The organism is Brachybacterium sp. 107, from assembly GCF_052379725.1.
GTDB lineage: Bacteria > Actinomycetota > Actinomycetes > Actinomycetales > Dermabacteraceae > Brachybacterium.
The window spans coordinates 15108-38062 of sequence record NZ_JBQSYW010000023.1; the positions used below are offsets into that span (position 1 = coordinate 15108).

Annotated in this window: 22 protein-coding genes; 12 read left to right on the plus strand and 10 right to left on the minus strand. The window is 70.7% G+C overall.

The annotated features are described in order from the left end of the window. Nucleotide 1: 1 nt before the first annotated feature. The 4 genes from ACT3UL_RS17225 to upp form a co-directional block, all read right to left on the minus strand. A complete protein-coding gene (locus ACT3UL_RS17225; RefSeq protein ID WP_444579590.1) occupies nucleotides 2–1711 on the minus strand; it encodes an urease subunit alpha in 1710 nt (569 codons plus the stop codon). Further along, on the minus strand, nucleotides 1704–2276 hold the full coding sequence (locus ACT3UL_RS17230) for an urease subunit beta (protein WP_444579591.1): 573 nt from the start codon (nucleotides 2274–2276) through the stop codon (nucleotides 1704–1706). The genes ACT3UL_RS17225 and ACT3UL_RS17230 overlap by 8 nt, the downstream gene beginning before the upstream one ends. 10 nt (nucleotides 2277–2286) lie before the next feature. Further along, the gene (locus ACT3UL_RS17235; protein ID WP_444579592.1) at nucleotides 2287–2589 is read right to left on the minus strand and encodes an urease subunit gamma; all 303 of its coding nucleotides are present in this window, start codon (nucleotides 2587–2589) and stop codon (nucleotides 2287–2289) included. Nucleotides 2590–2858: 269 nt separating this feature from the next. After that, nucleotides 2859–3497 carry a uracil phosphoribosyltransferase gene (upp, locus tag ACT3UL_RS17240; RefSeq protein WP_193115716.1) on the minus strand — a complete coding sequence of 213 codons (639 nt, stop codon included), beginning with the start codon at nucleotides 3495–3497 and terminating at the stop codon, nucleotides 2859–2861. 307 nt (nucleotides 3498–3804) lie between these two features. On the opposite strand from upp, the gene ACT3UL_RS17245 reads away from it, so the two are divergent. The 7 genes from ACT3UL_RS17245 (at nucleotide 3805) to ACT3UL_RS17275 (ending at nucleotide 8626) form a co-directional block, all read left to right on the plus strand. Beyond that, a complete protein-coding gene (locus ACT3UL_RS17245; RefSeq protein ID WP_444579593.1) occupies nucleotides 3805–4365 on the plus strand; it encodes a dihydrofolate reductase family protein in 561 nt (186 codons plus the stop codon). A gap of 45 nt (nucleotides 4366–4410) precedes the next feature. After that, nucleotides 4411–4884 carry a tRNA adenosine(34) deaminase TadA gene (tadA, locus tag ACT3UL_RS17250; protein WP_444579594.1) on the plus strand — a complete coding sequence of 158 codons (474 nt, stop codon included), beginning with the start codon at nucleotides 4411–4413 and terminating at the stop codon, nucleotides 4882–4884. A gap of 85 nt (nucleotides 4885–4969) precedes the next feature. Further along, entirely contained in the window at nucleotides 4970–5095 is a 126-nt protein-coding gene (locus tag ACT3UL_RS17255; protein WP_444579614.1) for a PIN domain-containing protein, read from the plus strand. 98 nt (nucleotides 5096–5193) lie between these two features. Beyond that, a complete protein-coding gene (locus ACT3UL_RS17260; RefSeq protein WP_444579595.1) occupies nucleotides 5194–5982 on the plus strand; it encodes an ABC transporter ATP-binding protein in 789 nt (262 codons plus the stop codon). Then, nucleotides 5979–6863, plus strand: coding sequence for an ABC transporter permease (locus tag ACT3UL_RS17265; protein ID WP_444579596.1), 885 nt, complete (start codon nucleotides 5979–5981; stop codon nucleotides 6861–6863). The genes ACT3UL_RS17260 and ACT3UL_RS17265 overlap by 4 nt, the downstream gene beginning before the upstream one ends. Nucleotides 6864–6898: 35 nt before the next feature. Next, a complete protein-coding gene (locus tag ACT3UL_RS17270) occupies nucleotides 6899–7924 on the plus strand; it encodes an ABC transporter substrate-binding protein (protein WP_441449096.1) in 1026 nt (341 codons plus the stop codon). 150 nt (nucleotides 7925–8074) lie between these two features. Further along, entirely contained in the window at nucleotides 8075–8626 is a 552-nt protein-coding gene (locus ACT3UL_RS17275) for a hypothetical protein (RefSeq protein ID WP_343924084.1), read from the plus strand. Nucleotides 8627–8878: 252 nt separating this feature from the next. Here ACT3UL_RS17275 and ACT3UL_RS17280 read toward each other — a convergent pair whose 3' ends face one another. The 3 genes from ACT3UL_RS17280 to ACT3UL_RS17290 are packed head-to-tail and all read right to left on the minus strand — an operon-like array spanning nucleotide 8879 to nucleotide 11258. Beyond that, nucleotides 8879–9523 carry a response regulator transcription factor gene (locus ACT3UL_RS17280; RefSeq protein WP_444579597.1) on the minus strand — a complete coding sequence of 215 codons (645 nt, stop codon included), beginning with the start codon at nucleotides 9521–9523 and terminating at the stop codon, nucleotides 8879–8881. Next, on the minus strand, nucleotides 9520–10689 hold the full coding sequence (locus ACT3UL_RS17285) for a sensor histidine kinase (protein WP_444579598.1): 1170 nt from the start codon (nucleotides 10687–10689) through the stop codon (nucleotides 9520–9522). The genes ACT3UL_RS17280 and ACT3UL_RS17285 overlap by 4 nt, the downstream gene beginning before the upstream one ends. A 56-nt stretch (nucleotides 10690–10745) precedes the next feature. Continuing rightward, complete coding sequence (locus tag ACT3UL_RS17290; RefSeq protein WP_444579599.1) at nucleotides 10746–11258, minus strand: hypothetical protein; 513 nt, start codon at nucleotides 11256–11258, stop codon at nucleotides 10746–10748. A gap of 288 nt (nucleotides 11259–11546) precedes the next feature. Here ACT3UL_RS17290 and ACT3UL_RS17295 point away from each other — a divergent pair, with 288 nt between their 5' ends. From ACT3UL_RS17295 to ACT3UL_RS17315, 5 genes are all read left to right on the plus strand, one after another. Beyond that, nucleotides 11547–13220, plus strand: coding sequence for an ABC-F family ATP-binding cassette domain-containing protein (locus ACT3UL_RS17295; protein WP_444579600.1), 1674 nt, complete (start codon nucleotides 11547–11549; stop codon nucleotides 13218–13220). A gap of 136 nt (nucleotides 13221–13356) precedes the next feature. Beyond that, a complete protein-coding gene (locus ACT3UL_RS17300; RefSeq protein ID WP_193115703.1) occupies nucleotides 13357–14373 on the plus strand; it encodes a methionine ABC transporter ATP-binding protein in 1017 nt (338 codons plus the stop codon). Further along, nucleotides 14370–15071: a methionine ABC transporter permease gene (locus ACT3UL_RS17305; protein WP_193115702.1), complete on the plus strand. Its 702-nt coding sequence runs from the start codon at nucleotides 14370–14372 to the stop codon at nucleotides 15069–15071. Before ACT3UL_RS17300 ends, ACT3UL_RS17305 begins: the two co-directional genes overlap by 4 nt. A gap of 55 nt (nucleotides 15072–15126) precedes the next feature. After that, the gene (locus ACT3UL_RS17310; RefSeq protein WP_443351603.1) at nucleotides 15127–15963 is read left to right on the plus strand and encodes a MetQ/NlpA family ABC transporter substrate-binding protein; all 837 of its coding nucleotides are present in this window, start codon (nucleotides 15127–15129) and stop codon (nucleotides 15961–15963) included. Nucleotides 15964–16005: 42 nt separating this feature from the next. Further along, nucleotides 16006–16908 (plus strand): SDR family NAD(P)-dependent oxidoreductase, encoded by a 903-nt coding sequence (locus tag ACT3UL_RS17315; protein WP_444579601.1) that lies wholly within the window; start codon nucleotides 16006–16008, stop codon nucleotides 16906–16908. A 101-nt stretch (nucleotides 16909–17009) separates the two neighbouring features. Here ACT3UL_RS17315 and ACT3UL_RS17320 read toward each other — a convergent pair whose 3' ends face one another. From ACT3UL_RS17320 to ACT3UL_RS17330, 3 genes are all read right to left on the minus strand, one after another. Then, complete coding sequence (locus ACT3UL_RS17320; RefSeq protein WP_443351607.1) at nucleotides 17010–18182, minus strand: endo-1,4-beta-xylanase; 1173 nt, start codon at nucleotides 18180–18182, stop codon at nucleotides 17010–17012. A gap of 259 nt (nucleotides 18183–18441) precedes the next feature. After that, nucleotides 18442–20553 (minus strand): S9 family peptidase, encoded by a 2112-nt coding sequence (locus ACT3UL_RS17325; RefSeq protein ID WP_444579602.1) that lies wholly within the window; start codon nucleotides 20551–20553, stop codon nucleotides 18442–18444. Nucleotides 20554–20719: 166 nt separating this feature from the next. Next, nucleotides 20720–22840 carry a prolyl oligopeptidase family serine peptidase gene (locus ACT3UL_RS17330; protein ID WP_444579603.1) on the minus strand — a complete coding sequence of 707 codons (2121 nt, stop codon included), beginning with the start codon at nucleotides 22838–22840 and terminating at the stop codon, nucleotides 20720–20722. Between the last annotated feature and the right edge of the window lie 115 nt (nucleotides 22841–22955).

Genomic DNA, 22955 nt, shown 5'->3' on the forward strand with positions numbered 1-22955 from the left:
GTCAGAACAGGAAGTACCGCTGTGCCATCGGCACGAACTCGGCGGGTTCGTGCTCGATCAGCTCGCCGTCGATCCGCACCGCATAGGTGTCGGGGTCGACGTCGATCCGCGGACGTGCCGTGTTCAGCGGCAGATCGTCCTTGGTGACCTTGCGGGTCGACGTGATCGGGACGATCTGGTGCTCCACGCCCATCCGTTCGACGACGTCGTTCTCCATCGCCAGCTCGGAGACGAAGGCGAGGCTCGTGGCGCCGGCCGCCTTGGTATGGGCGTTGAAGCCGAGCCGCCCGGAGACGGGCTGCGGGGTCGGGATGGAGGCATTGGGGTCGCCGATCGCGGCCACCGCGGCCATCCCGCCCTTGAACACGGCCGAGGTGCGCACGCCGAACAGCGAGGGCTGCCACAGGACGAAGTCGGCGAGCTTGCCCACCTCGATCGAGCCGACGTGCTGGTCGATGCCATGGGCGACGGCCGGGGCGATCGTGTACTTGGCGATGTAGCGACGAGCCCGGTTGTTGTCGGCCGCGCCGTCGCCCTCGAGCGCACCGCGCACGTTCTTCATCTGGTGCGCCGTCTGCCAGGTGCGCATGATCGTCTCGCCGATGCGGCCCATCGCGAGCGAGTCCGAGCTCATGATCGACAGCGCGCCCATGTCCTGCAGCACGTCCTCCGCGGCGATGGTGCCGGCCCGCACGCGGGACTGCGCGAAGGCGAGGTCGTTGGGGATCTGCGGGTTCAGGTGGTGGGCGACCATCACCATGTCCAGGTGCTCGTCCACCGTGTTCACGGTGTACGGGCGGGTGGGGTTCGTCGAGGCCGGGAGCACGTTGAGCTCGCTGGCGACCTTGATGATGTCCGGGGCATGGCCGCCGCCGGCGCCCTCGGTGTGGAAGGCGTGGAAGGTGCGCCCCTTGACCGCGGCGAGCATGTCCTCGACGAAGCCGGCCTCGTTGAGGGTGTCGGAGTGGATCGCGACCTGCACGCCGGTGGCGTCGGCGATCGACAGGGTCCGGTCGATCACGGCCGGGGTCGCGCCCCAGTCCTCGTGGATCTTGAAGCCGCCCATACCGGCGCGCACCTGCTCGAGGAGGGCCTCGTCGTTCATGGCATTGCCGCGGCCCAGGAACATGAAGTTCACCGGCCACGGGTCCAGGCCCTGGAACATCTTCTCCAGCCACCAGGCGCCGGGGGTGGCCAGCGCGGCCTTGGAGCCCTCGGCGGGGCCGGTGCCGCCGCCGATCACCGTGGTGACGCCGGCGTTCAGGCCCACCTTGAGCTGATCCGGGGTCACGAAGTGGACGTGGGTGTCGATCGCGCCCGCCGTCATGATCATGCCGTTGCCGGCCATGACCTCGGTGGACGGGCCGATCACGAGGCTCTCGTCGACGCCGTCCATGACGTCGGGATTGCCGGCCTTTCCGATCCCGCAGAAGCGGCCGTCGCGGATCCCGACGTCGGCCTTGACGATGCCCCAGTGGTCGAGGATCACGACCCCGGTGATGACCAGGTCGGGGGTGCCCTCGGCGCGCGTGCGCGCCGACTGCAGCATCGACTCGCGGATGGATTTGCCGCCGCCGAAGACGGCCTCGTCCCCGCCGGCGCAGTAGTCCTTCTCGACCTCGATCACCAGGTCGGTGTCGGCCAGGCGGATGCGGTCCCCGACGGTGGGGCCGTAGCTGGCGACGTACTCGGAACGGCTGACCTCAGTCATCGAGCGGTCCTCCGCTTTCCCCGCGGAAGCCGCGCGCGATGCGCAGGCCGCGGATGTCGATCAGTTGGACGTCCTCGTCGGCCCCGGGCTCGAAGCGCACGGAACCTCCGGAGACGATGTTCAGCCGCTTGCCCCAGGCGGCCTTGCGGTCGAAGTCGAGGGCGGGGTTCGTCTCGGCGAAGTGGTAGTGCGAACCGACCTGGATCGGGCGATCGGCGGTGTTCACGACGCGCAGGGTGATCGGGGTGGCGCCCTCGTTGATGATCACGGGGCCGTCGGCCAGGAGGATCTCCCCGGGGACGACGGGGACCCGGTGGTCCACCACGTCCATGCTGGTGCGGCGGGGTGCCTGGCGGCTGCTGGTGCCGCTCCGGCGCGGTCCGCTCGGGGCGCCGACGCCGGAATGCCCCCGGGCGTCGTCGTCCTCGTACTCGCGGCCGGGGTCGTCGGTGGGGTGCTCGGCGGGCTCGGGTGCCGCGTCCGGCGTCAGCTCCGGATTGTCGAAGGGGTTCTCCTCCATCGCCGGCGCGTCGGCCGGATCCTGGGGAGGTCGCTCGTTGCTCATCTCGCCTCCTTCACTGCAGCGGGTCGGTGACGGTGACGAGCTTGGTCCCGTCCGGGAAGGTGGCCTCGACCTGCACCTGCGCCAGCATCTCGGGCACGCCCTCCATCACATCGTCACGGCCCAGCACATAGCGCCCGCCCTCCATGAGGTCGGCGACGGACTGCCCGTCCCGCGCTCCTTCGAGGAGGTACGAGGTCAGCAGTGCGGTCGCCTCGGGGAGGTTCAGCTTGAGCCCGCGCTCCTTGCGCTCGAGGGCGAGCTTCCCGGCCACATGGACCATGAGCCGCTCCTGCTCGTGGACACTCAGGAACATCGGTCCTCCAGCTGCTCGGCGACACCAGGATGCCCGTCATGGCCCTCTCCGGGGAGGGGGTCAATTGCTCTGACCGGCGGGTTCGGAGAATGTCTGGGTTGTCTGGATGGCGCGGCGGGTCCCGGATGCACAGCGCGCCCCCACCGGGAGGCGGGGGCGCGCTGAGCGTGCAGGGTCGTGCGTGGCATCGCGGGGGCGACGAGGCCAGTCGACGAGGTCAGCCGACGAGGTCGGTCGACGAGATCAGCCGACGAGATCAGTCGACGAGATCAGTCGACGACGCCGAAGAGACGGTCGCCCGCATCGCCGAGGCCGGGCACGATGTAGCCCTTCTCGTCGAGCTTCTCGTCGATCGCGGCGGTGACGATGGTGAGGTCGATCGAAGGATCGATGTTCTCCTCCATCGCCTTGAGACCCTCGGGGGCGCACAGCAGGGTCACGCAGGTGATGTCACGGGCGCCGCGCTCGTGCATGTACTCGGTGGCAGCGATGAGGGTGTGACCGGTGGCGAGCATCGGGTCCAGCAGGAAGCACTGGCGGCCCGAGAGGTCGTCGGGGAGCCGGTTCGCGTAGGTCGTGACCTCGAGGGTCTCGTCGTTGCGGACCATGCCCAGGAAGCCCACCTCGGCGGTGGGCAGCAGGCGGGTGAGGCCGTCGAGCATGCCGAGGCCGGCGCGCAGGATGGGCACCACCATCGGCTTGGGGTTCGAGAGCTTGGTGCCGGTCATCGTGGTCACCGGGGTCTCGATCTGGACCGGCGAGACCGAGACGTTGCGGGTCGCCTCATAGGCCAGCAGGGTCACCAGCTCATCGGCGAGCTGACGGAACACGGAGGAATGGGTGGCGCGATCGCGCAGCACGGACAGCTTGTGGGCAACGAGGGGGTGGTCTATCTCCAGGACGCGCATAGGGGTGAATCTACCGGAGGGCGTGCCACGATCGGCACAGATCGCGGCGGAAGGGCCCGACCGAGGCTGTTCTCACGCAGGGTCGGGCGGTGACCCCGGTGACCCCGGTGACCCCGGTGGCCCCGGTGAGCCCGGTGAGCCCGGTGACCCCGGTGGCCCCGGTGAGCGCGGTGACCCGGGTGAGCGCGGGCTTCGGTGCCTGAGCCTGCGAGGATCGGAGCCTGCACGTATCTGCGCCTGCCGGTACCTGGGCCGGAGGTGTTCCTCGCCCGCGATGACCGGACGACGCCCGACGCTCGGAGAGCTCATGACACAGCGACCCTCGTACCTCTACTACACGGCGACCACGCTCGACGGTTTTCTCGCCGACGAGCACGACAGCCTCGACTGGCTGCTGGCCCAGCCGCTGGGATCAGGGAGCCTGCTGGACTACGACTCCTTCTCCGCGGGTGTCGGCGCCCTGGTCATGGGAAGCACCACCTACCAGTGGATCCTCGACCACCCCCAGGAGCAGTTCGGCGATGCCGACGCCTGGCCGTACGACAAGCCCGCCTTCGTCTTCACGCATCGCGACCTGGCGCCCGCGGCGGAGACCGTCACGATCCTGGCCGGCGCTCCGGCCGAGCACAGGGAGCAGATCGAGGCCGCCGCGTGCGACGGTGCCGTCTGGGTCATGGGCGGCGGGGACCTCGCCGCCCAGTTCGCGCGCGACGGCATGCTCGACGAGGTCATGGTCTCGATCGCCCCGGTCACGCTCGGCGCCGGCAGGCCCCTGCTCGGAGGCCGGTTCGACCTGCAGCTGCAGGACTTCGGCCGCAACGAGGCGTTCCTCGAGGCGCGCTACACGGTGGTGGGGGAGCGGCCCTGACGTGGCTCTGGCGCGGCCCGGCCCGGCGCACGGGACAATGGCTCCATGACCGATGACGAGCTGATGGGCCTGGCGATCGACGAGGCGCGGGCGGCGGCGGACCGCGAACCGTCGGACGTGCCGATCGGTGCGGTCGTCGTCGGCCCCGACGGGCAGGTGCTGGCCACCGCCGGGAACCGTCGCGAGGCCGACGAGGACCCCACCGCCCACGCGGAGCTCCTCGCCCTGCGCCGTGCCGCCGCGGCCACCGGACGCTGGAACCTCACCGGTTGCACTCTAGTCGTGACCCTCGAACCGTGCACGATGTGCGCGGGCGCGATCGTCCTGGCCCGCACGCAGCGCGTCGTCGTCGGTGCGATGGACCCCAAGGCGGGCGCCGCCGGGTCCCTCTACGACCTGGTGCGCGAGCCGCGTCTGAACCATCGCGTCGAGCTCACCACGGGGGTGCGAGAGAAGGAGTGCGGGGACCTGCTGCGGGAGTTCTTCCGCGCTCGTCGCAAGCGGGCGCCTCGGGAGTGAACTGACCAGAATGCTCGATCTGGTCGACCAGGTCGCTTCCGAGTTGGTCAGGTGCGGCGTACTCATGACGCCATGAGCACTGCCGATCGCCTGGGAGCATCGGGATCCTTGTGATCGGATGATCGCCGCTCAAGCGATTCGGCGAGGACTTTCCCTGGTCAGCGCGGACAAGGTCTTCGATGGATTGCCGGGGGTCGAGCGTCTCCGGTGAGCGGTTGAGCCGATCTGTCCGACCAGTGGGCTTCGAATCTCGCCATTCGAACACCAGCACTACACTGGCGCAGACATCGAGCTGGTCGAGGAGCAATCATGAATGCACGCGTGCCGTCGTCGGCCGTGGTCGCTGAAGGCGTCTCGAAGGTCTTCTTCTCCGGACAGGAACCGGTGTGGGCACTCGAGGACTTCTCGCTGACGATCGAGCCGGGATCCTTCACCTGCATCGTCGGCCCCTCCGGCTGCGGCAAGTCCACCTTCCTGCGGATCCTCGGCGGGCTCGAGGAGCGCACGGTCGGCGAGGTGACGATGAGCGGCGCCGACCACCCCGTGCCCGCGGCGTTCGTGTTCCAGGAGCACGGCGTCTTCCCCTGGATGACGGTGCTGGACAACGTCGCCTTCGGCCTGCGCATGACCGGCACGGGCGCCCGTGAGCGCCACGGGATCGCGATGGACTGGCTGCGTCGGGTGCGCTTGGAATCCTTCGCGTCGTCCTTCCCCCATCAGCTCTCCGGCGGCATGCGTCAGCGCGTCGCGATCGCCCGCGCCTTCGCCACCGGTTCCCCGGTGCTGCTCATGGACGAGCCGCTCGGCGCCCTGGACGCCCAGACCCGCATGCTCATGCAGGAGGAGCTCATCGCCCTGTGGGAGCAGGAGCGCAAGACGGTCCTCATGGTCACGCACGACATCGACGAGGCGATCATCCTCAGCGACCGCGTGATCGTCATGTCCGGCCGCCCCGGCACCGTGCGCGAGGACATCGCCGTCCCCTTCGAGCGGCCCCGCTCCTTCGACATCGAGCGCAGCCCCGAGTTCGGCGAGCTGCGCTCCCGCATCTGGAACCTGCTGCGCGACGACGTGCGCAGCGCGGAGGAGACCGCATGAGCTTCACCGAACGCCCGAGCACGGAGAGCCCCGGCGCGGAGAGCCCCGGCGCGGAGAGCACCCGCGTGGACCGGGAGCAGCGCACCCTGGTGGCGGCCCGCGAGCAGCGCTCCCGCGACCGTCGGCTGCGCACCCGCGACCTCGTGCTCTCGATCGCCGCGCCGATCGTGCTGCTGGTGCTGTGGGAGGTGTGCGCCCGTCTGCTGATCATCGACCCGCGCTTCTTCCCGGCGCCCACCACGATCCTCGGCGCGCTGGGCGAGATGCTGCGCACCGGCGAGCTGTGGGAGCACGCCGGGCCCACCCTGCTGCGACTCCTCGTCGGCGGCGGCCTCGGCGCCGCGGCCGGCATCGTGGTGGGGCTGCTGATGGGCTCCTCGCGAGCCCTGAACGCCGCGTTCGGTCCCCTGTTCAGCGCGCTCTACCCGCTGCCGAAGATCGCGATCTTCCCGATCCTGCTGATGATCTTCGGGCCCACCGAGCTGCCCAAGATCATCGCCGTGTTCATCACGACCTTCTTCGTCATGCAGATCGCGACGGTCTCCGGCGTGTGGGCGATCGATCGCAAGCTGCTCGAGGCCGGCACCGCCTATGGCGCGACCGGCTTCGCCCGCTTCCGCTTCGTGGTCCTGCCCGGGGCGATGCCTTTCGTGTTCTCCGGGCTGAAGACCGCCACCGGCACCGCTGTCGTGGTCGTCACCGCCGTCGAGTTCACCGGCGCCTCCACCACGGGGCTCGGCTATCTGATCTGGAACTCCTGGCAGCTGTTCATCCCGGAGAAGCTGTACGTGGGACTGCTGGTGATCGGCATCATCGGTGCTGTCCTGACCACGCTGCTCAGCCGATCGGAGAAGCTGCTTCTGCCCTGGCGACGCGGCTGATCCTCACCACCCTCCACCACCCCTAAGGACACACCATGCGTCGTCGCACCCTGCTCTCCCTCGCCTCCGTCGGCGCCCTCGGCGGAGCGCTCGCCGCCTGCGGCCCCGCTGTCACCGGGAAGGACTCCGGCTCCGGCGGCGGTTCCTCCTCGGGCACCGTGCGCGTGGGCCACGTGCCCTCCTCCCTCTTCGCCCCGCTCTACATCGCGGACTCGATGGGCTACTTCGAGGACGCCGGCATCACCCTCGAGCTGACCCCGCTGAAGTCCGGCCAGGACGGCATCCCGATGCTCGCCAACGACCAGCTCGACGTGATGATCGCCGGCTTCAGCGCCGGCATGTTCAACGCTCTGGACCAGGGCCTGGCCTTCAAGATCGTGGGCTCCATGGGCATCTCCCCGGGGGACCCCGAGAACTCCCCGACAGCGCTCGAGGTCAGCCAGAAGCTCCTTGACGACGGCTCCGTCACCTCGGTCGCCGATCTCAAGGGTCGCAAGATCGGCGTCGCGGGCGGCCCCGGCGCCACCGGCGGCTACCTGCTCGCCGCGATGCTCGAGGAGGAGGGCCTGACGCTCAACGACGTCGAGGTCTCCAACCTCTCCACACCCGACCAGGAGCCCGCGCTGACCAACGGCTCCGTGGACGCGGCGACCCCGTCGGCCCCGTTCTCGACCGCCATGGAGGACGCCGGCGTGGCCTCACCGCTCGCCGTGCCGAAGAAGGGCACCACCGGCACCGGGGTCCTCTACTCCGAGACGTTCGTCGGTGCGGATCTCGCCCAGGACTTCTTCTCGGCTCTGGCCAAGGGATCCCAGGAGCTCTCGGCCGACGGCGCGCAGACCGGCGAGGTCTACCAGATCCTCGCCGACACCCTCGGCCAGGAGATCGAGGTGCTGAAGTCCGCGCCGATGTACACCTACCTGCCCGACCTCGCCCCGCAGCCCGACCAGCTCGAGGCCATGCAGACCGTGTGGATCGACGCTGAACAGATCACCTACACCGAGCCGATCGACGTGACCACCGTGGTCGACGCGAGCTTCGCCGAGGGTGCCTCCGCGTGACCCGGCCTGTCGTGGCCTGGCCTGGTTGACACGGCCGGGCGGGTCGGGGCAGGGCCGTGCTGGCCGGGGTCGGATCACGGGAGGGCCCTCCGCGCATCATGGGGCGAACTCCCCATGGACGGCGGGGTGTCCGCCGCCGACCATGTAGCCATGCAGACAGAGCCGAGGGATCCGATGGGCCCGAGCGATCCGACGGACGAGAACGGTCGGGCGGACGAGAACGGTCGGGCGGACGAGAACGATCCGACGGACGAGAACGAGCCGACGAGCCGGCCCTGTTCCGTGCGCCCGGCAGGTATGGCGAACCCGGCGATCTCGTCCAGCCCAGCGGAGCCGGCCAGGACGGTCGGCCGTGCCGCGGCATCCCGGCGACGTCGCGCGATCGGTGCTCTGCTCGGGGTCCTCGCGATCGTGGTGGTCCTCTACGGACTGGGCGTGCTCCTCGCGCCGACGGAACATGCGAACGGCGCCTGCACAGGGATCGGGTTCGGGTGCACCCCGTCGCCGCGGGACGGCCTGGTCCTGCTCGGGGTGATCATCGGCCTGCCCACGCTCGTCGCCATGCTCGTCCTCGGGGGAGCGGCCGTCGCCGCCCTGCTGCGCTGGACGCGCCTGCCGGGGGTGGCCGTCGGGATCGGTGCAGGGCTCGCTGCGACGGTGGCCTGCGTGCTGGTGCTCCTGGTGGTCCTGCTGCTGATGTGAGCTGCACGGGTGCACTGCCGAGGAGCGCACCTGGGGCGGGTGGATGGGTGGGCATGCGCCCCCAGGGGATGGATGGGCACGCGCACTCAGTGGATCGGTGGGCATGCGCACCCAGACGATGGGTGGGCAAGCGCATCCAGTGGCGTGTGGCGTACAGGGAGCGCGATATATGGCGCTGCCACCTCGCCTGGCGCCAGTGGATGCGGCGCAGCCTGGCGCTAGTGGATGCGGCGCGTCCGGTTCGGGCCGGGGTCAGATCCAGCCCTGGCGGCGGGCGATGGCGACGGCCTCGTGGCGGTTCACGGCCTGCAGCTTCGCCTGGGCGCTGGAGAGGTAGTTGCGCACGGTGCCCTCGGCCAGGTGTGCGCGTCGGGCGATCTGCTCGATGGCGGCGCCGTCGGCCGCGAACTCCAGCACGTCGGCCTCCCGCGGGGTCAGCGGAGAATCCCCGGAGGAGATGGTCTCCGCGGCGAGCTCGGGATCGATCACCCGCCGCCCGGCGGCGACCGAGCGCACGGCGCTCGCCAGCTGGTCCGCGGAGGTGGTCATCGGCAGGAAGCCGAGCACACCCTGGGCAAGCGCCCGTTTGAGGTAACCGGGACGGGCGTGCGAGGTGAGGATCAGGCAGCGGGTGGCGGGGGAGACCTGCCCGATCCGGGTGGCCAGCTCGAGGCCGTCCCCGTCAGGCAGCTGGAGGTCGAGCACGGCGACGTCGGGCTGCTCGGCCCGGGCCAGGCGCGCACCGTCCGCCACGGTCGCCGCCTCCCCGCGCACGTCGAGATCGTCCTCGAGGGAGAGCATCGTGGCCAGCGCGGAGCGGATCAGGTTCTCGTCGTCGACGAGGATCACCCGCAGCGGGGCGGCGGCAGTCGCTGCGGCGGAGGGGTCGGCGTTCATCGGGTGCCTCCAGGGGCATCGAAGCGGACATCGAGGGTGAAGATGCCGCCCTCGCGGCGGATGGTCAGCATGGACCCGGCGCCGAGGCGCTCGCGCATCCCGATCAGCCCGCTGCCCTCGATCACCTCCGAGTCGCCGGGGGCACCGTCGTTGACCAGTGTGACCCCGCCCGAGGTGAGGGTGATGGTCACGGCCGAGGGATCCGCATGGCGAAGGACGTTGGTGCCTCCCTCGCGCAGCACCCAGGCAGCGGTGCCGCGATGGCGGGCGGGAACGTCCTCCGACGCGCCGTAGACGGTGACCTCCGCCTGTGCCGAGCGCAGCAGGGACGCGGTGCCGCGCAGCTCGGTGGCGAGGTCGACCTCGCGGTAGCCGCGCACGAGAGCTCGGATCTCGGTGAGCGAGGCACGCGCGATCTGGGCGACCTCGCGTCCGTGCTCCACGGCGCGCGGGTCCTCGCGCTCGGCCAGCTGCGCGACCAGCTCGGACTTCACCGCGATCACGGAGAGGTCCCGTCCGGTGACGTCGTGCAGGTCCCGGGCGAAGCGCAGCCGCTCCTCGGCGACGGCGAGCTGGGCCAGGGCCTCGCGGGCATCGTCGAGCTCGCGCACCATCGCGGCGAGCCACAGGGAGAGCCGGGCGGTGAGGACGGCTGCGATCACGAGGAGGCCGCTGGAGAGGGCTCCCGGCAGAGAGCCCAGGAGCAGCGCCGACACGGCGGCGAATGCCACGGCGAGCCCCACACCGATCTCCCAGCGCCACCGGACCGCGGCCGTGGTGACCACCAGGGACAAGGACATGATCAGCAGGCGCGGATCGGCGTCGCCGAGCAGCGACGCCCCGGCGATCACGGCCGACGGGGTCGCGGCGGCCAGGAGGGAGAGGTCCGAGGGGAGGACTCCCACCTGGCGGATGCCCCAGCGGTCCCGCTCGGAGTGGGCTTCGGCCGCGGCCCAGGCCTGCATGGCCCGCCAGGCGGACCAGGCGCCGAGCGCGATCTGCCCGCACAGCACGGCGACCGTCAGCGGGGCGTCGGCGGCGGCCACCGGGACCCGCAGATCCAGGAACAGCGCGATGGCCAGCGGGAGCACTGCCACCACACCGACGAGGGTCCATGCCGTGTAGGCGTAGAACACGCTCCACTGTCGACCGGCGCTGGTGTCCACATCAATCCTCTCGTGATCGCCGAACAGGCGGACGACCTGGTGGGGAGCCTATCGGGTCAGACGATCGCGGCGAGGAACAGGCTGCCGAAGATGCCGAAGGCGATGCCCCAGACGACGATCGAGATCCCCATCCACAGGTACACCTTGCGGCGAGCTGCTCCGAGGGCCACGAGTGCGGGGCCCGACAGCTGCGAAGCGACGACGAACGGGCCCAGCAGGGCGACGCCGGGCACCCCGTACCTGTCGAGGGCGGTGGCGACCTTCGCGCGGAACCGCGAGGGCTTGGCGTCGCGTCCGGCCGCCCCGCCCTTGCGTCGACGCCGGCCGTCGGTGACCGCGTCACGGGCCCGGCCGGACAGGGCGATGGCGAGGAAGGTCGCGATCAGGTTCCCGGCCACGGCCGCAGGGATCGCGAGCGCGGGGTGGATGCCGAGGGAGGAGCCGAGGAAGCTGCCGAGGTAGGACTCGATGAAGGGGATCGCGCCGGCGGGCACGAGGGCGAGCACCTGCTGCCACGGTTCGAGGCCGGAGACGAGGGTGTGGAGCTGGGCGAGGAGGTCCTGGAACATGAGAGGGCCTTTCGGGGATCGGGGTGGCCGGACCGATGTCGTGGTCTGGCTGATGCCTCTACTCTCCGTCGGCGGACCAGCTGCCAGTAGAGCGCCCTCTCACCTGCATCGATGGACTATTCATGAACCAGCCGTGAGGAATGTCAGGGGTGCGGGGGACACAGCTCTGCCCCGCGGTTCCTCGCGGGCTCTCGCGCCACCGCGTCGAGCCACCGGCCGGGACGGCGGGCCATGCGAGGGCAATCAATTCACCTGACGGCTCGCGGCCCATGAGATACACCTGGGGGCATGGCACACCTCGACATCGCCGGCATCGACTACACGCTGGCCGATGGCAGACCGCTGCTGAGCGACGTCTCCTTCCGGGTGGGCGAGGGCGCGCGGGTCGCGCTCATCGGGGCCAACGGCGCCGGCAAGACCACTCTGCTGCGCCTGATCACCGGTGATCTGAGCGCGGAATCAGGGGCCATCACCCAGGACGGCACGTTGGGGGTCATGCGCCAGTTCCTCGCCGGCGGCACGGTGCGCGAGCTGCTGGTGGCCGTCTCGCCCCCGGCCCTGCGTCGGGCCGCCGCCGCGGTGGACCGCGCCGAGCAGGCGATGGTCGAGACCGATTCGACCGCAGCGCAGATGGATTACGCGAGGGCGCTCACCGGATGGGGCGAGGCCGGTGGCTACGAGGCCGAGGTGCTGTGGGACGTCTGCACGATAGCGGCGCTCGGGTCGACGTACGAGGGCTGCGCGGAGCGGGACGTCCAGTCGCTCTCCGGCGGCGAGCAGAAGCGACTCGCCCTGGAGGCGCTGCTGCGCGGGCCCGACGAGATGCTGCTGCTGGACGAGCCGGACAACTTCCTCGACGTGCCCGGCAAACGCTGGCTCGAGGAACGCCTGGTGGCCTCCGAGAAATCCGTGCTGTTCGTCAGCCACGACCGGGAGCTGCTGGCCCGCACCGCGACCGCGATCGTCACCCTCGAGCTGGGGGCCGCCGGGAACACCTCCTGGACGCATCCCGGCGGGTTCGCCACCTACCAAGAGGCCCGCGAGAAGCGCTTCGAACGGCTCGACGAGCTGCGCAGGCGCTGGGACGAGGAGCAGGCCAAGCTGCGCGCCCTGGTGCAGATGTACAAGCAGAAGGCGGCCTACAACTCGGATATGGCCGCCCGCTACCGGGCGGCGCAGACCCGCCTGGCGCGGTTCGAGGGCGCCGGCCCGCCCGAGCAGCAGCCGCGCGAGCAGAAGCTCGGCATGCGACTGCGCGGCGGGCGCACCGGCAAGCGGGCAATCGTGTGCGAGAGCCTCGAGCTGACCGGCCTGATGCAGCCCTTCGACCTCGAGGTGCGCTTCGGGGACCGGATCGCGGTGCTCGGCTCCAACGGCTCGGGCAAGTCGCACTTCCTGCGTCTGCTCGCCGCCGGCGGCAGCGATCCCGCTCCCGAGCATCTGCCGGTCTCCGAGGTGCCGATCGATCCTGTCGAGCACACGGGCACGGCACGGCTCGGGGCACGGGTGCGCCCGGGCTGGTTCGCGCAGACCCACGGCCGCTCCGACCTCGCCGGACGCACGCTCCTGGAGATCCTGCATCGCGGGGACGAGCATCGAGCGGGGAAGCCGCAGGAGGAGGCGGCGCGGGTGCTGGCCCGCTACGAGCTCGCCCGCGCGGCCGAGCAGACCTTCGACTCGCTCTCCGGCGGTCAGCAGGCGCGCTTCCAGATCCTCCTGCTCGAGCTGGGCGGCGCCACGCTGCTGCTGCTCGACGAGCCCACCGACAACCTCGACCTCGAATCGGCCGACGCCCTCCAGCAGGCGCTCGCCGCCTTCGAGGGGACCGTCGTCGCAGTCACCCACGACCGCTGGTTCGTGCGCGACGTCGACCGCTTCGTGGTGTTCGGCGCCGATGGCGAGGTCTACGAGTCCGACGTGCCCGTCTGGGACGAGTCCCGCGTGGCCCGGCAGCGCGCGTAGAGGCCGGGCCACCGGACCTCCGAGCCACCGGGCCGACGTGACGCCGTGCACACGCGTCGCCGCTGGTCTGTGAGCTGTGTTTCGTCAGATGAACAAGTACTCCGGCCTCGGCGTGTCCGAATGATTCACTTCGGAGGTGATCACACTCGACAGCCTCACGAAGGTCTTTCCCGCACCCGGCGGGGGAGACCCCGTCGTCGCGCTCGGCGGGATCGACCTCCACCTCGAACCGGGGCGCGTGCACGGCATCGTCGGCCGTTCCGGTGCCGGTAAATCCACCCTCATCCGCTGCCTGACCGGGCTGGAGAAGCCCACGTCCGGGCGCGTCGAGGTGGACGGCACGGACGTGGCCGCCCTCGAGGGCAAGGCCCTGCGCGCCGCCCGACGCAACATCGGCATGGTGTTCCAGCACGCGAACCTGCTGGACTCCCGCACCGCCGCCCAGAACATCGCCCATCCGCTGGAGATCGCCGGGGTGCCCCGCGCCCAGCGCGAGCGTCGCGTCGCCGAGCTCGTGGAGCTCGTGGGCCTCTCGGGCCGGGAGCACAACTACCCCGCACAGCTCTCCGGCGGCCAGATCCAGCGCGTCGGCATCGCCCGCGGCCTCGCCGCGGAGCCCAAGGTGCTGCTGTGCGACGAGCCCACCAGTGCGCTCGACGGCACCACCACGCATCAGATCCTCGATCTCATCGCCGACCTGCGTGAACGCCTCGGCATCACGGTCGTGATCATCACCCACGAGATGGCCGTGGTGCGCGAGGTCTGCGACACCGTGACCCTGCTCGAGAACGGCGCGATCACCCAGACCGGCGACCTGGTCGACGTGGCGGCGGATCCGCACGGGCCGCTGTCAGCCGAGCTGATCCCTCTGCCCCCCGCGCCCACCGGTATCAACGCCCTCATCGTCAACTGCGACTACGGCGACTCGCCGACGATCCGCACCAGCGACGATCTGGTGCGCCTCGCCGAGACCTATGAGGCCGAGGCGACGATCGTCGCCGGCACCATCGAGACGCTCGGCGGCCGTCAGGTGGGCCGTGTCCAGCTGGCGCTCCGCAACCGCTCGGACCAGCCGATCTCCGCCGAGGGCCTGGCGGAGTTCCTGACCGAGCTCGAGGCGGCCGGCGTGGTCGCGAAGGAGGTGACGGCATGATGGACACCCTTCAGGAGTGGCTGCAGAACCCGCTGTTCCACCGCTGGGAGGACGGCCTCTGGCAGAACACCCTGATCACGCTCTATATGACGGCAGTGACCATGGCGCTGACCGTGGTGCTCGGCCTCCCGCTCGGCGTGGCACTGTTCGAGACCGACGGGTCGACGTCGCGCCCAGTGCGCACCGTCAACCAGGTCGTCGGCTTCATCGTCAACGTGCTGCGCTCTTTTCCGTTCTTCATCCTGATCATCGCGCTGATCCCGATCACCTCGGCGGTCACCGGGCGCTCGACGGGACCCAACGCGGCGATGATCGCCCTGACGATCGCCGCTGTGCCCTTCGCCGCCCGGCTCTTCGAGCTGAACCTGCGGGAGATTCCCGCCGGGAAGATCGAGGCCGTGCAGATGATGGGTGCGAGTCGGTGGCAGATCATCCGCCAGGTGCTTATCCCCGAAGCCCTGCCCGGGATTATCGGATCGATCACCACCACCACGATCGCCGTGATCGGCTACACCGCCATGGCCGGCTCGGTGAACGCGGGCGGCCTCGGCCAGCTCGCCTACAACCGTGGATACACCGGCTACCAGACCGAGGTCATCATCGCGACGGTGGTCCTGCTGGTCATCATCGTGATCCTGGTGCAGCTCCTCGGGTCCCGCCTGGCCACAGCCGTCGACCACCGCGCTCGCACCGCGTGAACCACGCGTCGATATCCCTCCCCACTCCCCGACCCCGTCCCCAGGAGGACCCCTCATGAGCACGTTCAGCCGCCGTACCCTGTTCGCTTCCGGAGCGGGTCTCGCCGCTCTGACCCTCGCCGCCTGCGGCGGGGACGACACCGCACTGGAGGAGAAGGACGGTGTCACGACGATCCGCATCGCCGCGACCCCGGTGCCGCACATGGCGATCCTGACCTTCGTCAAGGACAACCTCGCCGCGGATGCGGGCCTCGAGCTCGACCTGCAGGAGCAGACGGAGTACCCGATCCCGAACCGTCTGCTGAACGACGGCGAGGTCGACGCGAACTTCTTCCAGCACAAGCCCTATCTCGATACCGAGATCGAGGAGAACGGCTACGAGCTGACCGCCCTCGAGCCCGTCCACCTCGAGCCGCTGGGCATCTACTCCGACTCCCTCTCCAGCCTCGACGATCTCGCCGACGGCGATGAGATCGGAGTCCCCAACGACCCGTCCAACCGTGGACGTGCACTCGCGCTTCTCGCGGAGCAGGGCCTGTTCACTCTGACCGAGGGCATCGAGCCCACCGACGCGACGAAGGACGACATCGTCGACAACCCGAAGTCGCTGAAGCTCTCCGAGATCGATCCGGCCCTGCTGCCTCGCACCAAGGGCGACTTCGCGGCAGCTGTGATCAACGGCAACTACGCGCTCGAGGCGGATCTCAAGCCCGCCGAAGACGCCCTGGTCCTCGAGTCTCCGGACGGCAACCCGTACGCGAACCTGCTCGCGATCCGCACTGCCGACGTGGAGAACTCGGCGCTGAAGAAGCTCGAGGAGCTGATGCACTCCGAGGACGTGCGCACGTTCATCGAAGACACCTACGCCGGTGGCGTCATCCCCGCCTTCTGAGCCACCCCGCGCGCTCGCACCGAGGGGCCGTAACCTGGATCGATGACATCGATCGAGCCAGGTTCCGGCCCCTCCTCCGTCGGCAGCCCGTCGTCTGCTGACACCGCTGCAGCCGCCGTTGCCTCCGCCCCTGCGCCTGCTCGCCCCCTCGCGGGGCGTCGCGCCCTGATCACCGGAGCGAGCCGGGGGATCGGTGCCGACATCGCCCGCGCCTACGCCGCAGCCGGCGCCGACCTCGTGCTCACCGCGCGTGACGCCGCGACGCTCGAGGCGGCGGCCGCACGGCTCACGGCCGAGCACGGGGTGCGCATCGCGGTCCTCGCGGCGGACCTCGCCGATCCGAACGTCCCCGACCGGCTCTGGGACGACGCCTCCGCCCTGCTCGCGCAGACCGCAGGGGCCGACGGACGGGTCGACGGAGGTGTCGGCGCCGCCAGCCTCGACGTGCTGGTGAACAACGCCGGCCTCTCCCATCCGGAAACCGTCGATCAGCTGGACACCGCCCACTTCGACGAGACGCTCCGCGTGAACCTCCGCGCCCCGGCACTGCTCGCCGCTCGCGCCGGAGCTGCGATGGCGGAGGCCGGCGGCGGGGCCGTCGTCACGATCGCCTCGGCCGCCGCACTGCGCCCGTTGGCCGAGCACTATGCCTACAGCACCGCGAAGGCGGGCCTGGTGATGGCCACCCGCACCCTCGCCCTCGAGCTCGGATCCCGCGGGGTGCGGGCGAACTCGATCTGCCCCACCGTGGTGCTCACCGATATGGGGCAGACGGTGTGGGGCGAGCAGCCGGCCAAGGCCGCCCCGATGCTCGCACGGATCCCGCAGGATCGCTTCGCGCAGCCCCGCGAGGTCTCCGACGTGGCGGTGTGGCTCGCCTCGGACGCCGCCTCGATGGTCAACGGCGCGGAGATCCCGGTCGACGGCGGCTACCTGGTCAGCTGACCGGATGGCCCGCTGATCAGGCAGCCGCCGCTGGGAGAGGGGTGCGGGGACGGTCAGCGCCTCAGCGCCTCAGCGCCGCAGTGCCGCAGTGCCGCAGTGCCTCAGCGGCGCAGCGCCGGGTGACCGGCCCGCCCGCTGCCCTCGGCCAGCGCCCCCTGCACGGCGTAGTAGGCGGGCTTGCGGGTGAAGTCCTCCCACATGACCGTCGCGGCGCCCTCGCCCGGGAAGGTGCCGGGGACCCACGAGTAGGAGTCCGCGAAGCCCCACAGGGTCAGCGAGTTGCAGCCGTCCACGGCCACGACCGCCTCGGTCACGCGACGGTAGTACTCCGCCTGCTTCTCGAGCTGCTCGGTGGTGGGCCGCCCGCTCTCGGGCAGATCCATCCGCACGTCGAGCTCGGTGATCGCCGTCTCCAGCCCGAGGTCGGCGAAGCGCTGGAGGTTCTCGGCGAGGTCCGCAGGGAAGCCGTAGCGGGTGGAGAGATGCCCCTGGGTGGCGAAGCCGTCCACCGGGATGCCTTCGGCGAGGAGCTCCTGGATGAGCGCGTAGTAGGCATCGGACTTGGGGTTGATGCCGTCGACGTTGTAGTCGTTGAAGAACAGCAGGGCGCCCGGATCCGCGGCGCGTGCCCAGCGGAAGGCGTCGGCGATGATGCCGGGGCCCAGCTCGCGGAGCCAGATGTTGTTCTCGCGCAGCTCCCCCTCCTCGGTGAAGATCTCGTTGCACACGTCCCACTGCTGGATCTGCCCGCGATAGTGGCCCACGACCGTGTCGATGTGGTCCTTGAGGATCACTCGGAGCTCCTCGGCGCTGAAGCCGCCCTCCTCGAGCCACGTGGGGTTCTGGCTGTGCCAGAACAGGGTGTGGCCGCGCACGACCTGTCCGTTCTGCTGGGCGGACGACGCGATCGCGTCGCCGTCCTCGAAGGCGTAGGTGTCCCGCTCGGGGTGCAGGTACTCCCACTTCATCTGGTTCTCGGCGGAGACCGAGCTGAACTCCCGGTTCAGGACCTCCGCGTAGGCGGCGGCCTCGGTGGAGGACGGTGAGTCCGGGTCATCGGTGTGGTGCCCGCCGCCGGCGACGGCGGTGCCGATCTTCATCGACGACCCGGCGGCCCAGGCCAGGTTGTCCTTCTTGGCGAGCCCCGGAGGGGTCTTCTGCCCGTTCCCGGGCTTCTTCCCGGTCCTGGCCGGGGCTGCGGAGGCGGCACTTCCGGCAGAGAGGGTGGCGGCGGCGGTGACCGCTCCGGCGGTGAGGATCTGGCGGCGCTTCATGACGTCTCCTATGACTCAGAATGCGAAACATTTCGTACCGTTTCGGGTTCTGTGAGCGTATGGCAGGCGTCACAGGGTCGTCAAGAGCGGAAATACCCTCGGGACTGAACGGCTCGTGGCGAAAACTTTCGGGAGTGTACGGAGCGGGTCTGTCGTCTCGACAGACCCGCTCCATAGGTCAGCCCCGGGGACACGCTCCGAAGGCCGCTCCGGAGGCCGCCCTGAAGGCCGCTCCGGAGGCCGCCTCGGCGGTGCGCCCTCAGAGCAGCGCGGTCGCCCCGAGCTGGTCGAGCAGCCAGGCGAGCTCGTCGGCCCGCTGCTCCCACTTGCGGTAGCGGCCGGAGCGGCCTCCGTGCCCGGCGACCATCTCACAGCGGAACAGGATCGGCCGCTCGGCCTGGTCGCTGGTGACCGTCTCGCGCAGCCGCGCCACCCACTTCGCGGGCTCCACGAAGAACACGCGGGTGTCGTTGAGCGAGGTCGACGCGAAGATCGCGGGGTAGTCCGCCGCCTGCACGTTCTCGTAGGGCGTGTACTCCTTCATGTACGCGTACACCGCCGGATCATGCAGCGGGTCGCCCCACTCCTCCCATTCGCCCACGGTCAGCGGCAATGAGGGATCCAGGATGGTGGTCAGCGCGTCGACGAAGGGCACGCCGGCGATCACCGCGCGGAAGCGCTCGGGGGCGAGGTTCGTGATGCCGCCCATGAGCAGCCCGCCCGCGCTGCGACCCTCGGCGGAGAGTCGGCCCTCGGCGACCAGCCCGGAGTCCGTGAGGTGCTTCGCGGCCGCCACGAAGTCGCTGAAGGAGTTCTTCTTCTCCAGCATCTTGCCGTGGTCGTACCAGTCGCGGCCCATCTCGCCGCCGCCGCGCACGTGCGCGATCGCGATGACCACGCCGCGGTCCAGCAGCGGGAGCCGGGTGGGGACGAACGACGGATCGATGGAGACCTCGTAGGAGCCGTAGCCGTACAGATAGCCCGGCGCCGTGCCGTCGGCCGCGACCTCCTTGCGGGCCACCACGCTCAGCGGGACCGCGGTGCCGTCCTCCGCGGTGGCCCATTCGCGCCGTTCCACATACAGCTCGGGGTCGTACTTCGGCACCGGGGTCACCCGCAGCACCGTGGTCTCCCCGGTGGAGACGTCCCGCTCGGCGACGGTCGTCGGGGTGAGCATGCTCGTGAGCTGGTAGCGCACGGTGGTCGTGTCCCAGCCGGGGTTCGTGTCGAGCTCGACGGTGTCCAGCTCGCCGCCATGGGTGAGGTCGGTGGCCTGCTCGACCAGCAGCGATCCATCCTCCGCGCGCGGGATCAGCCGCACGCCCGCGAGGCCGGCGCTGCGCAGCTCGAGGGCGACGAAGGAGGCGAAGGCCTCGACCGCGAGCAGCCGCTCGCCCTCGCCCGCGACCAGCAGGTCCTCCCAGGTCGAGGGGGCCTGGAGGGAGGCCTGGGCGAGCGCGAAGCCCTGGGCGCCTTCGTTGTGGATCACGAGCAGGCGATCCCCGGCGTGCTCGACGCCGTAGTCCACGCCCTCGCGGCGGCCGCCCGCGGGAACGGGAGCCGACGTCGGCCGGGTGAGGTCCAGCAGCCACGCCTCGGTGGTGGAGGTCGAGCCGGCCTGGATGACCAGGGTGGAGCCGTCCCGCGAGCGGTCGAAGCCGATCATGAACCGCTCGTCGGGCTCCTCGAGCACGAGCTCGTCGTCGGTCGTGGGGGAGCCGATGCGGTGGCGCCAGATCTGGTGCTGGCGCCAGGCGTCATCCACCCGCGCATAGAACAGCCACTGCTGGTCGGCGGAGAACGCGAGGCCGTACCCGGTGTCCGTGACCGCTTCGTCGAGGATCTCCCCGGAGGCGATGTCCTTGACCCGGATCGTGAAGCGCTCGTCGCCTGCGGAATCCACCGCGTAGGCGAGCAGGGTGTGGTCGGGGGAGGGGGCCAGCCCACCCAGCGAATAGAACTCGGCGCCGGCGGCCTCTGCCTGCGCGTCCAGCAGCAGCTGCTCGCCCTCGAGCATCACCCCCGGCTCGACCTGCGGCAGCGACCCGGTGTCGGGCACGCGGGTGAAGGCGGGATAGTCGTCGCCCGCGGTGGTGCGGGTGATGTACCACCAGTCGTCCCGGCGCACGGGCACGCTGAGATCTGTCTCCTGGGTGTGGCCCACGAACTCGTCGACCAGGGTGCTGCGCAGGTCCGCGAGGTGCGCGGTGCGGGCGTCGGCGTAGGCGTTCTCCGCCTCGAGGTGGGTGATCACCTCGGGGTCTGTCTTGTCGCGCATCCACTCATAGGGGTCCACGACGGTGTCGCCATGGTGGGTGCGCTCGGTGGGACGGTGGGGCGGCGTCGGGGCCGACGGGATGTCACGGGTCATGGTTCGAGCGTAGCGGCGCCGGAGAGCACCGAGCACAGCGCCGAGCCGTCACGACGGCACAGCGCAGGCGCAGGCCCGGACACAGCCCCGAACGCAGCGACGGGAGTGCCGCACGGGAGGCGAGGACGTCGTCGGCGCCGCCTCCCGGCGGTGGATCGGAGGATGGTCAGCGGGCGGCCTCGGGAACCTCGAGCTGATCGAGGAGCCACGCCATCGACTCGGCCTGCAGGGCGGAGGCGTCGGCGGCCGTGGGGACGCAGCGCAGCAGCACGGGCCGCTCCTGCGGATCCGAGGTGACCCGGGCACGCAGCGCGGCGACCCAGATGGCGGCCTCGGCGGCCAGCACCTCCTGGTCCTCGAGCGACGTCCAGGCGAACACGGCCGGATACTCGGTCGCACGGATGTTCTCCGCCGGGCTGTAGCTGCGCAGGCGGCGATAGATCTGCTCGTCGCCGGCAGGGTCGCCCCATTCGGCCCACTCCTCGAGGGTGAGCATCACCTCCGGATCCAGGAGGGTCTCCAGAGGATCCACCAGGGGAGCCCCGGCGACGATCGCCCGGAACCTGCCGGGAGCACGGTTCGCGCTCGCGGCCACGAGCAGGCCGCCCGAGCCCTGGCCGAGCGCCCCGAGGCGGTCCGGTGCGACCCAGCCCTGGGAGACGAGGTGATCTGCACAGGCCACGAAGTCGTCGAAGGAGTTGGCCTTGTGCAGCAGCCTGCCGCGACGATGCCAGTCGCGTCCCATCTCGCCCCCGCCGCGGACGTGAGCGACGGCGACGACGAGTCCGAGATCGGCCAGGGCCAGCGCGCCGGGCAGCAGCCGCGGGTCGTTCGAGATGCCGAAGGCCCCGTCGCCGTAGAGGATGCCCGGCGCGGTGCCATCGGTCGTCGCGTCGTGCCGGGCGAGGAGGGAGATGGGGACCTGGGTGCCGTCCGCCGATGTCGCCCAGAGGCGCCGCTCGAGGTACTGGCCCGGATCGATCCCGGGCGCCGCGGCTCGGCGCAGCACCTCGATCTCGCCCGTGCCCACGTCGAGCTGGGCGATGGTGGCCGGCGTGCGGAGGCTGTCGAGGCGATAGCGGAGCGTGTGCTGGGTCCAGGACGGGTTCGCGTCCAGGTGCAGGGCGTCGAGCTCGCCGCCGTGGTCGACGGTGCGCAGGGCCGCGACGTCGAAGGACCCGTCGGACCGGCGCGGCAGGATCCACACCCCGGGAAGGCCTCCGGAGCGCACCTGGAGCGCGGCGAACCCGGCGAAGGCCTCGACCGCGTCGAACTGCTCGCCCTCCGCGGCGGTCAGGAGGATGGTGGAATCGGCCAGGCCGTCGGAGTCGGCGAGCGGGGCGACCGAGAGCACGCTGCCCCCGACCTCGCCCTGCCGGATGGCCAGGAGGCGGTCGCCGGCGTGCTCGATGACCTGGTGGACCCCGTGGTGGCGGCCGGTCACGGACACGGCGGCTCCGGTGGGGTCGTCCAGGTCCAGCATCCAGGTCTCGGAGGTGGTGGTCGAGACCGAGCTGATCAGCAGCGTCGACAGATCGCGGGAGCGGGCCATGCTCAGCTCTGCCCAGTGATCGGGCTCGGTCAGGACGGTCTCGTCCGCGGCCGCCGGCGTGCCGAGCCGGTGACGGCGCACCTGATGGCGGCGGCCGATGTCATCGAGCTGCGTGTAGAAGATCCAGCGGGAGTCCTGGGAGAACGCGAGATCCGGTCCGGCCTGCTGCACGGCGTGGTCCACGACCTCGCCGGTGGAGAGGTCGACGACGGTGATGTCGCAGCCACCGGCGGAGACCTCCGCGCGAGCGAGCAGGTCGTGATCGGAGGACAGCGCGATGCCCACGACCAGCTGGCGATCCTGGATCAGCACCTCCTCTCCCTCGAGCGGCACCCCGTCGAGGATGTCGGGCACGGTGCCCGGTCCCGGAGCGGCGGCGCGCACTCGTGACAGGGAGGCGTCGGCGCTGGAGCCCGCTCCGGTGCTCGGGCGGTCGATGTACCACCAGCCCCCGGAGCGGACGGGGGCGGAGAGGTCGAGGTCCCGGTCGGTATCGGTCAGCTCCTGCAGGAGCGTCGAGCGTCGGCCCTCGAGGTGGGCGGTGCGTTGATCCGTGTAGGCGTTCTCCGCGGCGAGGTGGGTGACGGTCTCAGGAGCGCGCTGGTCACGCAGCCATCCGTACGAGGTGACGGCGGTGTCACCATGCACGGTCCGGGATTCGGATCGGCGAATCGGGAGGGGCGTCGCGACGGTCCTGTCGAGCGCGGGGGCCGCAGCTGCGGCGGTGGCGATCATGTCCTGAGTCATCTGTTCCGGCTTTCCAGTGGATGTCCTGCACGACGACGGACGCGCGCGGTCCGGGAGGGAGCGGCGAGGCCGTCGTGGATGTTCTGAGGAGAGGGGAGGGTCG

Excerpts from the sequence above, each read along its gene's own strand:
- ACT3UL_RS17225 (WP_444579590.1), bottom strand. The coding sequence starts at position 1,711 with ATGACTGAGGTCAGCCGTTCCGAGTACGTCGCCAGCTACGGCCCCACC.
- ACT3UL_RS17230 (WP_444579591.1), bottom strand. The coding sequence starts at position 2,276 with ATGAGCAACGAGCGACCTCCCCAGGATCCGGCCGACGCGCCGGCGATG.
- ACT3UL_RS17235 (WP_444579592.1), bottom strand. The coding sequence starts at position 2,589 with ATGTTCCTGAGTGTCCACGAGCAGGAGCGGCTCATGGTCCATGTGGCC.
- upp (WP_193115716.1), bottom strand. The coding sequence starts at position 3,497 with ATGCGCGTCCTGGAGATAGACCACCCCCTCGTTGCCCACAAGCTGTCC.
- ACT3UL_RS17245 (WP_444579593.1), top strand. The coding sequence starts at position 3,805 with ATGACACAGCGACCCTCGTACCTCTACTACACGGCGACCACGCTCGAC.
- tadA (WP_444579594.1), top strand. The coding sequence starts at position 4,411 with ATGACCGATGACGAGCTGATGGGCCTGGCGATCGACGAGGCGCGGGCG.
- ACT3UL_RS17260 (WP_444579595.1), top strand. The coding sequence starts at position 5,194 with ATGAATGCACGCGTGCCGTCGTCGGCCGTGGTCGCTGAAGGCGTCTCG.
- ACT3UL_RS17265 (WP_444579596.1), top strand. The coding sequence starts at position 5,979 with ATGAGCTTCACCGAACGCCCGAGCACGGAGAGCCCCGGCGCGGAGAGC.
- ACT3UL_RS17270 (WP_441449096.1), top strand. The coding sequence starts at position 6,899 with ATGCGTCGTCGCACCCTGCTCTCCCTCGCCTCCGTCGGCGCCCTCGGC.
- ACT3UL_RS17275 (WP_343924084.1), top strand. The coding sequence starts at position 8,075 with ATGCAGACAGAGCCGAGGGATCCGATGGGCCCGAGCGATCCGACGGAC.
- ACT3UL_RS17280 (WP_444579597.1), bottom strand. The coding sequence starts at position 9,523 with ATGAACGCCGACCCCTCCGCCGCAGCGACTGCCGCCGCCCCGCTGCGG.
- ACT3UL_RS17290 (WP_444579599.1), bottom strand. The coding sequence starts at position 11,258 with ATGTTCCAGGACCTCCTCGCCCAGCTCCACACCCTCGTCTCCGGCCTC.
- ACT3UL_RS17295 (WP_444579600.1), top strand. The coding sequence starts at position 11,547 with ATGGCACACCTCGACATCGCCGGCATCGACTACACGCTGGCCGATGGC.
- ACT3UL_RS17305 (WP_193115702.1), top strand. The coding sequence starts at position 14,370 with ATGATGGACACCCTTCAGGAGTGGCTGCAGAACCCGCTGTTCCACCGC.
- ACT3UL_RS17310 (WP_443351603.1), top strand. The coding sequence starts at position 15,127 with ATGAGCACGTTCAGCCGCCGTACCCTGTTCGCTTCCGGAGCGGGTCTC.
- ACT3UL_RS17315 (WP_444579601.1), top strand. The coding sequence starts at position 16,006 with ATGACATCGATCGAGCCAGGTTCCGGCCCCTCCTCCGTCGGCAGCCCG.
- ACT3UL_RS17320 (WP_443351607.1), bottom strand. The coding sequence starts at position 18,182 with ATGAAGCGCCGCCAGATCCTCACCGCCGGAGCGGTCACCGCCGCCGCC.
- ACT3UL_RS17325 (WP_444579602.1), bottom strand. The coding sequence starts at position 20,553 with ATGACCCGTGACATCCCGTCGGCCCCGACGCCGCCCCACCGTCCCACC.
- ACT3UL_RS17330 (WP_444579603.1), bottom strand. The coding sequence starts at position 22,840 with ATGATCGCCACCGCCGCAGCTGCGGCCCCCGCGCTCGACAGGACCGTC.